General features: G+C 58.3%; 9 protein-coding genes. 7 read left to right on the plus strand and 2 right to left on the minus strand.

Annotation, left to right across the window (positions count from 1 at the left end; all coding sequences use genetic code 11):
- Positions 1-7 precede the first annotated feature (7 nt).
- Positions 8-3211, minus strand: coding sequence for a beta strand repeat-containing protein (locus tag ACR0AJ_RS09230; RefSeq protein ID WP_480740680.1), 3204 nt, complete (start codon positions 3209-3211; stop codon positions 8-10).
- A 339-nt stretch (positions 3212-3550) separates the two neighbouring features.
- Here ACR0AJ_RS09230 and ACR0AJ_RS09235 point away from each other — a divergent pair, with 339 nt between their 5' ends.
- From ACR0AJ_RS09235 to ACR0AJ_RS09265, 7 genes are all read left to right on the plus strand, one after another.
- On the plus strand, positions 3551-4471 hold the full coding sequence (locus ACR0AJ_RS09235; protein WP_170350057.1) for a LysR family transcriptional regulator: 921 nt from the start codon (positions 3551-3553) through the stop codon (positions 4469-4471).
- Positions 4472-4774: 303 nt separating this feature from the next.
- A complete protein-coding gene (locus ACR0AJ_RS09240) occupies positions 4775-6358 on the plus strand; it encodes an ABC transporter substrate-binding protein (protein WP_170350058.1) in 1584 nt (527 codons plus the stop codon).
- A 68-nt stretch (positions 6359-6426) separates the two neighbouring features.
- A complete protein-coding gene (locus ACR0AJ_RS09245) occupies positions 6427-7521 on the plus strand; it encodes a M24 family metallopeptidase (protein WP_480740681.1) in 1095 nt (364 codons plus the stop codon).
- Positions 7521-8528, plus strand: a complete 1008-nt coding sequence (locus ACR0AJ_RS09250) for an ABC transporter permease subunit (RefSeq protein ID WP_170376837.1) — start codon at positions 7521-7523, stop codon at positions 8526-8528. The genes ACR0AJ_RS09245 and ACR0AJ_RS09250 overlap by 1 nt, the downstream gene beginning before the upstream one ends.
- Positions 8528-9430 carry an ABC transporter permease subunit gene (locus ACR0AJ_RS09255; RefSeq protein ID WP_170350061.1) on the plus strand — a complete coding sequence of 301 codons (903 nt, stop codon included), beginning with the start codon at positions 8528-8530 and terminating at the stop codon, positions 9428-9430. Before ACR0AJ_RS09250 ends, ACR0AJ_RS09255 begins: the two co-directional genes overlap by 1 nt.
- A 4-nt stretch (positions 9431-9434) precedes the next feature.
- Positions 9435-10412, plus strand: a complete 978-nt coding sequence (locus tag ACR0AJ_RS09260) for an ABC transporter ATP-binding protein (protein ID WP_170350062.1) — start codon at positions 9435-9437, stop codon at positions 10410-10412.
- A complete protein-coding gene (locus ACR0AJ_RS09265) occupies positions 10409-11365 on the plus strand; it encodes an ABC transporter ATP-binding protein (RefSeq protein ID WP_170376836.1) in 957 nt (318 codons plus the stop codon). The genes ACR0AJ_RS09260 and ACR0AJ_RS09265 overlap by 4 nt, the downstream gene beginning before the upstream one ends.
- A gap of 6 nt (positions 11366-11371) precedes the next feature.
- Here the strand turns inward: ACR0AJ_RS09265 and ACR0AJ_RS09270 are convergent, their stop codons facing one another.
- Positions 11372-12046 carry a GntR family transcriptional regulator gene (locus tag ACR0AJ_RS09270; protein WP_170350064.1) on the minus strand — a complete coding sequence of 225 codons (675 nt, stop codon included), beginning with the start codon at positions 12044-12046 and terminating at the stop codon, positions 11372-11374.
- Positions 12047-12181: the final 135 nt, after the last annotated feature.

Here is a 12181-nt window from a genome sequence, read left to right on the forward strand (position 1 = left end):
GGATCGCTTAGGCGACGAAGTCGTCTTCGGTTAGGTCTGCGCTGTTGATCCCAGCCAGACGGACCGAGCCTTCGTTGCCAAAGGTGATCAGGGTGTCATTGCCATCCTGCGCGACATTCACCGCGCCGCCGAAATCGGGTCCGAGGTCGCCGAGCTGCAGCTGATCGCGACCGATCTCAAAGTCCTGGATCACGTCATTGCCGAAGTCTTCACCGAACGAGAACGTGTCTCGTCCCAGCCCGCCGATGAGAATGTCATCACCGCCTTCGCCCGAGATCAGATCTCCGCCCGCGCCGCCATTCAGCACGTTGGACAGATCGCTGCCGACGATCACGTCGCCATCATCGGACCCGATGACGTTTTCAATGGACTGCAGCACGTCGGTCTCGAACTGGTTTTCGACAACATCCTGACCGATGACACCGGTGCCCCCGGTCGCATTCACATCCAGCGTTGCACCTGCGTCGACCAGAGTGTCCTGCACCACCGGGCCGTTCACGCCCGCCGGAGCATTGTGCAGATGGATCGCCGAAACAGTGCCGGGGATTGGGGTGCCCAGCTCTGCTTCGCTGATGCCAACAACGCTCAGCTCGCTGGAATAGGTGACCTCACCAGTGTTCAGGTTCTGCGTGATGACAACGGTGGCCTCACCGGTCGCTTCGCTGTTTGACAGCGGCCCTGGCTCTTGCGCCGCGTCCAAACCGCCACTCAGGCTAACGGTGCGGATACCGTTTTCGGTCACGTCGCTGTCGACCGATAGCTGCCCGCGGATTTCACCCGCCGGGAACTGGTTGGTGTGGATGTTGTAGTAGAGGTTGCCTTGAACCGCCTGCTCAACAAAACCGGCACCATCGGCAATGTTGGACCCGAACTGATCCGGTGCCGCGATAACCGCATCGGTGACCGAGATGTTGAACCCGGTATCGCGGGTGGCGGTGCCATTGCCGTTGGCGTCCAGACGAACCTCGACCGCGACGTCCAGATCCGAGAAGTCGGCCGTGTCGATGCCGTCTCCACCGTCGATGAAGTCATTGCCCAGACCACCGGTCAGAACATTGTCGGCATCGCCGGCAATCAGAACGTCATCACCTGCGCCGCCGTCGATGTCACCATTGGTAGTGCCCAGATCGACAAAGATATCGTCGCCATCGCTCAGCAGAACGTCACCGTTGATCACGCCTTCGTCGTCGTTAACGATGGTGACGGTGCCTGCGTCCGAGGCGTCGATTGCGTTGACCGTGCCGCGGATTTCGCCCTCGTTCAGGACGGCACCAACAAGGTTCAGACCGCCATCAACGCGCAAGCCCGCCGCAGCGTCCGAGTCCTCGGATCCCGCGATCAGACCTTCGTTGACGACAACTCCGGCAAAGGACGCGTCATCCTGGCTGGTGAACAGGCGCAAGCCATCGCCCACCTGGTTGCCCTCTGCGGCGTCTCCGCGGCCTTGCAGCGTGCCTTCGTTGACGACAGCGGCCGAGACCACATCCCCAGACACATCGCCGGTTTGCAACGAGACGGCTGAGCCGTTATTGCCTTCGCCTGCGTCAACCAGACCTGTGTTGGTAAAGGTATAGTTGTCGGCGGTACCATCGGCATAAACCGTACCGTTGCGCTGGTTGCCGGTGCCCAGAATGTCACCTTCGTTGATGACCTCGAGCCCTTCTCCGTCAATATTCAGCGCGCGGCTGTCCGAGGTGACAGTACCCCGGTTGACGAAGGACCCGCCCGAATGATCGCCTGTGCCAAAGTAGACACCGTTCTGACCACCCGAAAAGACGCCGGTTTTCTCGTTGACCAGTTGGCCTTGGAAATTGACGTTGTTCACAGCGCGGAACGCGCCGACAGTGCCATTTGCACCTTCGGACGAGACCGAACCTGTGTTGGTGATCGTTCCGGTGAACAGAGCAGGGCCAAAGCCGCCGCCTTCCAGCCGGGCGCCTTCCAGACGGATGCCATCTCCGGCGGTGCCCAGACCAGCGCCTGCATTGCCGCGACCGGCGACGGAGCCTGCGTTGGTCACTTCGACCTCACCATTGCCTTCGGCAGACAGGGAAAGTGAAACGCCAGCGCCTTGGTTGCCTTCGCCCGCATCGATTGAGCCGGTTGCCAGGTTGTTGATCGAGAAATCAGACGCGGTGTCGTCGACGTAGATCGTGCCGTTGCGCTGATCGCCAGAGCCCAGAATGTCACCGCCATTGACCAGATCAACGCCGGAGCCGTCGATATTAACCGCGCGGCTGCCTGATTGGATGGTGCCAAAGTTCAGCACATCCAGATCATGTTCGCCTTCACCGATATAGAGACCGTTGCGAGGTCCTTCGATCACACCGGTCGAGGTGTTCAGAATCTCACCTTCGGCATTTGCGCCATTGGCAATGCGAATACCGGCGGCGGTGCCTTGATTGCTTTCGGTCGAAATCAGACCGCTATTGATGATCTCGGTTTCAAGAATGGCACCTTCTGCACCATCATCGATGCGGATGCCGTCTCCGGCCAGACCTGTATTTGCCGCCGCCTGACCGCGGCCTTGAATGGTCGCGCCAAAGCCGTTGAACACGTCGGTTTCCACGCGGTCTCCGAGTTCATCACCGACTTGCAGCGAAATACCGGCGCCCTGATTGCCGTCACCGGCATCAATCGTGGCGCCTGAGAAGTTCGAGATCGAAACATCCTCGGCGGTGCTGTTGGTATAGATCGTGCCGTTGCGCTGATCGCCGGTGCCGATGATGTCGCCAAAGTTGCGCACATCAATGCCCTGACCCTGAATATCAACCGCACGACTGTCCGAACTGATCACGCCGCCGCGGAAATTATCCAGGCTGCCAGAGCTGTCAGGCCCGGCAAACTGCACTCCGTTAAATTCCCCGGCTATCTCTCCGAAGTTTCGGACTGCGGCGCTGCCGGTCACCTGAACGCCGGTGGCCAGAACTTCGGGACCGTTATTTGCTTCGATCCGGCCCGAGGCAAAGTTGAAGATGTCGACATCTTCACCCTGCGCCTTCACCGCGGCCACCGCGTTGTTGGTGACTATCTCACCAAAGTTCAGCAGGCGCGAGAAATCATTGGCTAGCACAAAGGCCGGAGTGTCATCGACAACCGTGCTTTGGAAAAAGTTGTTCAAAAGGGTTTGGCCATCGCGGCTGGTCTCTTGCGCCAATGTGGACGTGGTTAAAAGACGTGCGCGTAAGCTTTCCATAAGTTGGGACAGCATGGGGGACTCCATCATGGGTTTGCGTAATGCGGTCCGCCCGCTGGTCTGGGCATTCCACGTAGCAAAGGGGTAGTCACCACCACGGCGCAGCTAAAATTCATCCTTCGAATTGGCGGTATAACCAATGCAAATAGTCACGGGTGGCGTGATATCTGGCCACCGTGCCTCGTTTCTTTTCAATTGGTTACGTGGTATATCTCCGCAGTGCCCTTCTATTCGATGGCGCGGATTGACGGTTTTGTCAGTGATTGTGATGCCGATTTCCTGCAGCGGCGCACCGGTTAGCGTATGTAAAGGGCATCCCCAGCGGGATCGGAAACGGATCACGGGCTCAAAACTATGAACTTCAGAGACCTGGAATATGTGCTCGCCATTGCCAGACACGGCCAGTTCAGTCAGGCGGCTGTGGCCTGCAATGTCTCGCAGCCCGCTTTGTCTAATCAGGTAAAGAAGCTGGAACAGGAATTGGGAACGGATCTGTTCCTGCGCCTGAATAGCGAAGTGCGTCCCACTGCTTGTGGCAATCGCGTGATCGCCATTGCCGAGCGCATCCTGAAAGACGCCCAGAACATCCGCGATACCGCGACTCAGTTTCGCAACCCCGAGGCAGTGCCTTTCAATATCGGTATGACCCCGACACTGGCCCCCTATCTGACGCAGTACTTTTCCGAGCTGTTCAGCGCGCTTTTTCCCAACATGCGTGTCACCATGGTCGAAGATCTGCCACAGAACATGTTGCAAATGGTTGAAGATCACACGCTTGACGTCGCCCTGGTGGCAAAGGTCAACAACAGCGAAGCGCTGGATTTCACCTCGATCTGGTCTGAACCCCTGTTTTTGGCCGTACGCGAGGGCCACCCGCTGTGCATGTTGCCATCCATCGCGCCAGAAGATGTGCCGGTGCATGATTTTATCCGGCTTCCCCATAGTTTTGGTTATGAACTGGAAGACCGGTTGCCTGAATCAGACCCCTCGAACCGGGCCAGCAAGCGGTTTGATCTAAGTGCGCTTCGGTTCGAGACGATCTGCCGCCATATCTGCCACTCGGATGATTGCACCATCGTCTCGGCATTGGCGGCGGAACAGTTCAAACGGGACAAGTGGCCTTTGTGCTTTGTCCCGTTCGAAGGCCCGGGCAATCTGCGAAACTTGGGCGCGGCAACGCGTCCGGGCTGTCCCCGCCGACCGCTTTTGGACCGTATCGGTGCCTATATTAATGAACGGCCACCTGTCGGGGTTACGCCCACTTTTTCGCACTGAGCGCCAACTGATCTCTTGTATCTTGACCTGCGATGGCGACCGGCACGCTGTCACGTAGCAAGACATGGGCCGTTAGGTCATGGTGATTATCCTCTTGCCCGAACGACCCAAAAGGCCGAACGTGTGGGGGTATCCGCCTTGTTGACGGGTTGCTCAAATTAGCGTGTGCAAGTCAGTTGACAATGGATTTTGTATTTTGGATACATTGGGCAGAGATATCGCGATGACACGAGTCGTCTAGGAATGCTCTGACCACAAAGAGCAACGCGAATGTCTGAATAAATTCATTTCTGGGAGACCCACATGAAACTGAAATTGATGGCCGCAACTGCTGCGATCGCCTTGTCGGCTGCCGCGGCACAGGCAAACACTCTGGTGTATTGCTCTGAAGGATCGCCCGAAGGGTTCGATCCGGCCCTGTTCACCGCCGGGACGACTTTTGATGCGTCTTCGCACCCGATCTACAACCGCCTGCTGGAATTCGAAACCGGAACGACCAACGTCATTCCCGGTCTGGCCGAAAGCGTCGAAGCCAGCGATGACGGTCTGGAGTACACGTTCAAGCTGCGTCAGGGCGTCAAGTTCCATTCCAACGACGAATTCACCCCGACTCGTGACTTTAACGCCGATGACGTGATCTTCTCGTTCATGCGTCAGAAGGACGAAGGTCACCCGTTCAATCAGGTGTCCGGCGGCACCTGGGAATACTTCCAGGGTATGGGCATGCCAGATCTGGTCGAGTCCATCGAAAAGGTCGATGACTATACGGTCAAATTCACTCTGACCAAGCCCGAAGCGCCGTTTGTGGCCAACATGGCGATGGATTTCGCCTCGATCCTGTCGGCTGAATATGCCGATGCGATGATGGCGGCAGGTACACCTGAAAAGCTGAACACTGCGCCCATCGGCACTGGTCCGTTCTCGTTCGTGGCCTATCAGAAAGACGCCGTGATCCGCTATGCGCAGAATGCCGACTACTGGAAAGACCCGGCAGACGTGGAAAACCTGATCTTTGCGATCACTCCAGATGCTTCGGTGCGTTATCAAAAGCTGAAGGCTGGCGAATGCCACATCATGCCTTATCCGAACCCGGCTGACATTCAGGCGATGAAGGATGACGGCGACATCAACATGATGGAGCAGGAAGGTCTGAACGTCGGTTATCTGGCCTACAACACCACTATGGAGCCGTTCGACAACCCGAACGTCCGCAAGGCGTTGAACATGGCGATCGACAAAAACGCCATCATCGACGTGGTGTTCCAGGGCTCCGGCCAAGTGGCCAAGAACCCGATCCCGCCGACCATGTGGGGCTACAACGACGCCATCACCGACGATGCCTATGATCCCGAAGCGGCCAAGGCGATGCTGGAAGCCGAAGGTGTTTCCGATCTGTCGATGAAGATCTGGGCGATGCCGGTACAGCGTCCGTACAACCCGAACGCACGCCGCATGGCGGAGTTGATCCAGGCGGATTTTGCTAAGGTCGGTGTGGATGTTGAGATCGTGTCCTATGAATGGGGCGAGTATCTGTCGCGCTCGAAAGAACTGAACCGCGATGGCGCTGTTCTGCTGGGTTGGACCGGTGACAACGGCGATCCAGACAACTTCCTGGCCGTGCTTCTGGGCTGTGACGGTCGCGAAGCATCGAACCGGGCACAATGGTGCCACGAACCGTTCGAAGATCTGATCCTGAAAGCCAAGCAAACCACCGATCAGGCTGAACGCACCAAGCTGTATGAAGATGCTCAGGTCGTCTTCAAAGAGCAGGCGCCATGGGCCACCATCGCACACTCGGTCGTTTACATGCCGATGAGCAATAAGGTGCAGGGCTACAAGGTGCATCCGCTGGGTGGCCACATCTTCTATGGCGTGAGCGTCGAATAAATCACCACTCACTGACCGGAGCCGCCCAATTGGCGGCTCCGGTTTTCTATTTCTGGAGGTCGGCGCGAATGCCGGATTTGTCCGAGTACCGTCAACTGGCAAAGGACATGTCAGTGGACGCCGTGGCGCTGGTGCCTGGCCCGAATTTCACCCGCGCTTTGGGAAAACCCTTCATGAGCCACGAACGGCCTTTCGTGGTTGTGATCCCAGCCGAAGGTGCCCCAGCCGCGATTGTGCCAAATCTTGAGCTGGGGTCATGGGCGCTGGTCGGGTTTGACGGCGCTGTCTTTGATTGGCGCGATCAGGCAGGCTATGACGATGCCTTTGACGCGCTGGCCGCGCATATGCCTCTGTCGTCACTGGCGGTCGAAGGTCAGGTGATGCGGGTTTTCGTATCAAAGGCGCTAACCCGCGCGATGCCGGATCTGCGCATTGTGGACGGCGAGCGTGAGATTTCTGGTCTGCGTATCATCAAGACCGATGAGGATATCGCGGCGCTACAGGCTGCGATTGATATCTCGGAACGGGCGTTGCAGCGGGTCATTGAGGATGTGCGTGTCGGCCAGACCGAGGTTCAGATCGAACAGGCCCTGATCCAGGCGTTGTTTGCCGAAGGCGCCGCCTCGCTGGCTTTTGCGCCGATTGTGGCCGCGGGTGATAACTCGGCGCAGCCGCATGGTAAGGCGCGGGCGGATTACAGAATCAAACCCGGCGACGCGCTGTTGTTCGATTTCGGTGCCCGCAAACACGGTTTTGCCGCCGATATTACCCGGACCTTTTTCGTCAAAGAGGTCTCGGACGAGGGCAGGGCGGTCTACGATACAGTCCTGCGCGCCAATCTCGCCGGTTTCGAGGCCTGCCGCCCCGGGGTGACCGCGCACGATATCGACGACGCGGTCATCAGCGTGCTTGAGGCTTCGCCTTTTGCCCACCGCATCCGCACCAAGACCGGACATGGTCTGGGCCGGGACGTCCACGAAGCACCGTATATCATGCGCGGGAATGACCAGAAAATCTTGCCCGGAATGGTTTGGACCAACGAACCGGGCCTTTATGATCTGGACAATTTCGGCGTTCGCATAGAAGATGACGTGCTTGTTACACGGGATGGCTGCCGGTCGCTGACCCGCTTTCCCAAAGATCTCACAATCATAGGTCGCTGATGTTTGGCTACTTACTCACACGCCTTGGCATGTTCGTTCCGACATTTCTGGGCGTGACGCTGATTTCCTTCATGTTCATTCGGGTTCTGCCCGGTGATCCCATCATCGTCATGGCTGGCGAACGCGGCATGACCGAGGAACGCTATCAGGAGATGGTCGAGAAGCTGGGCTTCGACAAACCGGTCCTGCAACAATACTGGGATTACCTTGTCGGCGTCCTGCATGGCGATCTGGGCGAGAGCTTTGTCACCAAAAAGCCGGTCTGGGATGAGTTCTTCGCCTTGTTCCCTGCCACGCTGGAGCTGTCGCTTTGTGCAATGATCTTTGCGGTGGCACTGGGATTGCCTGCCGGCGTGATCGCGGCGGTGAACAGGGGCAAGTTCTTCGATCGGGCGCTGATGTCGTCAGCCCTGGTCGGGTATTCGATGCCGATCTTCTGGTGGGCTCTGCTGCTGATCATCGTGTTCTCGGGCAATCTGGGTTGGACGCCAGTCTCGGGTCGGATTGACCTGCTGTATTATTTCCCCAGTGTCACCGGTTTCATGCTGATCGACAGTCTGTTGTCAGGCCAGGCGGGGGCGTTTGGTTCGGCCGTCCGGCACCTGATCCTGCCGACGATCGTACTGGGCACCATCCCGCTGGCGGTCATTGCACGTCAGACACGCTCGGCCATGCTTGAGGTTTTGGGCGAGGATTACATCCGCACTGCCCGCGCCAAGGGTCTGGCGCCGACACGGATCAACGGGCTGCATGCACTGCGCAATGCGTTGATCCCGGTGATTACCGTGATCGGCCTGTCGGTCGGTACCTTGCTTGCCGGGGCGATCCTGACCGAGACGATCTTTAGCTGGCCGGGTATCGGCAAGTGGATGGTCGACAGCATTTTCCGCCGTGACTATCCGGTGGTGCAGGGTGGCCTGTTGATGATCGCGGTGATTGTCATGCTGGTGAACCTGCTGGTCGATGTCCTCTACGGCATCATCAACCCCAAAATCCGGAGGCGGTGATGGCTGAACTATCCGCAACCCCACCCAAAACCGAAGACCGCCCCAGCGCATTGCGCGAGTTCTGGTATTACTTCAGCGAAAACCGCGGCGCGGTCATGGGGCTTTGGGTTTTTGCCGCGTTTGTCTTGTGCGCCGCCTTCGCTCCGCTGCTGGCGCCTTACGATCCGACGGAACAGTTCCGCAATCACATCCTGCAGCCCCCGGCGTGGCAAGAGGGTGGCAGCTGGGCCTTTCCGCTGGGCACTGACCCACTGGGCCGGGATATGCTGTCGCGCCTGATCATGGGATCCCGCTATTCCTTCTTTGTCGGCATCGTTGTGGTCTGTGTGGCCGTGACAGGCGGTGTGATCATTGGTCTGTTGTCCGGCTTTGCACCCAAATGGGTTGATACGATGATCATGCGGGTGATGGATATCATTCTGTCCTTCCCGTCGCTACTGCTGGCATTGGTACTGGTCGCCATACTCGGGCCCTCTCTGACCAACGCCATGATCGCCATCGCCATCGTTTTTCAGCCGCACTACGTGCGTCTGACCCGTGCCTCGGTCTTGTCTGAACGTCAGAAGGATTATGTCACCTCGGCCCGCGTGGCCGGTGCCAGCAAAGCGCGGCTGATGTTTAAGACCGTGCTGCCCAATTGCCTGGCCCCGATCATCGTGCAGGCGGCGCTGTCCTTCTCGACCGCCATTCTGGACGCCGCAGCCCTTGGCTTCCTAGGCATGGGCGCGCAGCCGCCCACGCCAGAATGGGGCACCATGCTGGCCGAAGCGCGAGAGTTCATTCTGCGTGCATGGTGGGTTGTGACATTCCCCGGCCTGGCCATCCTGGTCACCGTGCTGGCCATCAACCTGATGGGCGACGGTCTGCGCGACGCGCTGGACCCGAAACTAAAGCGGAGCTGACGACATGAGCCTGTTGGACATCCGAAACCTCACCGTCGAATTCGCCACCGCTTCGGGGAAATTCCGCGCCGTGGATGGCGTCGATCTGTCCGTCGACAAGGGTGAGCTTATGGCCATCGTCGGCGAAAGCGGCTCGGGTAAATCCGTGTCGATGCTGGCGTTGATGGGCCTGCTGCCATGGACGGCTACGATCACCGCCGATCAACTGAGTTTTGAAGGCATCGACCTCACCAAAATTTCGGCTCGTGACCGCCGTAAGATCATCGGCAAAGACATCGCCATGATCTTTCAAGAGCCGATGTCGTCACTGAACCCCTGTTTCACAGTCGGCTTCCAGATCAAGGAAGCCTTGCGGATTCACCTCGGCCTGAATCGCAGGGATCGCCACCAGCGCGCCATCGAGCTGTTTGATCAGGTCGGTATCCCGGCCCCCGAAAGCCGCCTGAACACCTTTCCGCACCAGATGTCGGGCGGGATGAACCAGCGCGTCATGATTGCCATGGCCATTGCCTGCAATCCCAAGCTGCTGATCGCAGATGAGCCGACAACAGCGCTGGACGTGACCATTCAGGCGCAAATTTTGGACCTGTTGGTTCGGCTGCGGGACGAACAAGGGATGGGGCTGGTACTGATCACGCACGATATGGGTGTGGTCGCTGAAACCGCTGAACGGGTTCAGGTGCAATATGCCGGTCAAAAGGTCGAGGAGCAGCCAGTCAAGGACTTGTTCCGCACCCCGCGCCACCCCTATACGGCTGCCTTGCTGAGCGCGTTGCCAGAACGGGCGACCTCGAAACTGTTGCCGACTATTCCTGGTGTCGTGCCCGGTCAGTTCGACCGGCCCAAAGGCTGCCTGTTCAGCCCCAGATGCCAATATGCGGACGACCTCTGCCGATCTCTGCCGCCAACCCCGCACAGCGCGGATTTCGGTAAGGCCCGTTGCCATTATGTTGAAAAGATAACCGCCGGAGAACTGGCATGACCGCCCCCATCGTTCAGGCCAGCGCATTGGCCAGATTCTATTCTGTCAAAGGCGGATTGCTGTCGAAACCGGCAACGGTCAAGGCGCTGTCAGGTGTGGATTTTGACCTGCAACCCGGCAAAACACTGGCGATTGTCGGAGAATCCGGCTGCGGAAAATCCACGCTGGCGCGGGTGGTAACGATGATCGAAGAACCGACCTCGGGCAGCCTGACCATTGATGGGGTCGACATTACCCCGTCGAAATGGGCGCAAATGCGCGAGACGGTGCAGATCGTGTTTCAGGACCCCTATGGTTCGCTCAACCCGCGTCAGCGGATCGGGCAGATCCTGCAGGAACCGCTGATCATCAACCGCCCCGACATGTCTGCCGCCGACCGCGAGGCCCGAGCGCGTGAGATGATTGACCTTGTCGGCCTGCGCCCCGAGCACTACGACCGCTATCCGCACATGTTCTCAGGCGGTCAGCGCCAGCGCATCGCCATTGCCCGCGCGCTGATGCTGAACCCCAAAGTACTTGTGTTGGACGAACCGGTCTCGGCGCTGGACGTGTCGATCCAATCGCAGATTCTGAACCTGCTGGTCGAGTTGCAGGAGCGTTTGAACCTTGCCTATCTGTTCATCTCGCACGACCTGTCGGTGGTAAAACACTTCGCAGATGATGTGATCGTCATGTATTTGGGCCGCGCGGTTGAAAAAGCCCCAAAAGAGTTGCTATTCGCCGCGCCCCGTCATCCCTATTCGAAGGCTCTGTTGTCTACGACACCCCGCGCTGACCCTGAGGCCCGGAAAGAGCGGATCAAGCTGGAAGGTGAATTGCCGTCCCCAATGAATATCCCCAAGGGCTGTGCCTTTGCGCAGCGGTGCTGGCTGGCCACCGAAGAATGCCGCGCCGCGCCGCCCGAGCTGAGCGGAGACAGGCATCAGGTCGCTTGCCTGCACCCGTTGGACTAAACCCGCTTATTCGGTTTTACGCGTCGCCGTTATCATGGCTAGCAATTGTTCCTTGGTGCGCTGGATATGCCGGGTCAGCAGGTCACAGGCATCATCGACCCGACCCGCACGGGCCAGCGACAATAGCTCGCGGTGGTCTTTCTTGGCGGGTTCGCGTTGCTCCATGACACTTAGATGCATGCGAACATAGCGGTCGGACTGCACGTTTACCCGCTGAAGGATTTCGTTGCTCAGCCCGCGACCGGCAGCGGCGTAAAGCGCCATGTGATATTCATTGTTCAAGCTGCCCCAGCGGCCCACATCATATGCATCATAGGACTTTTCCATCGCATCCAGAATCCGATCGCATTCGTTGAAATCGGCGGCAGTCATCTGCTGAATGGCGCGTTTGAAAAGATCCACCTCAAGCAAGACCCGCAGGTCGAAAATCTCTCCGATTTCGGACAGGGAATGCGATGTGACCGCAGCACCTCGGTTGTTGGTTAGCTGCACGAGGCCCTCGGCATCCAGCCGTTTCAGCGCCTCGCGGATCGGCATGCGCGAGACGTCGTAATCCTCAGCCAGTGCCTCTTGACGAATGGTTTCACCTTCGGCGATTTCACCGCTCAGAATCCGCTCGCGCAGATCGTTGGTGATGACGTCGGGCAGGCTTTGTCGGGGGATCGCACGCGTTCTGGGCATTCACTTCGTCTCGGGTACTGGAAACTTGTATCCAAAATACAAAATGCCTGAACAATTTCCAAGCCCTTTGCATTAAGGATAACAATTAGGTGTCGCACGGATTCTGACGGACCATGAGCAGGGATTTCTCTGGTA

It is taken from the genome of Ruegeria sp. CJ9 (genome assembly GCF_056536625.1).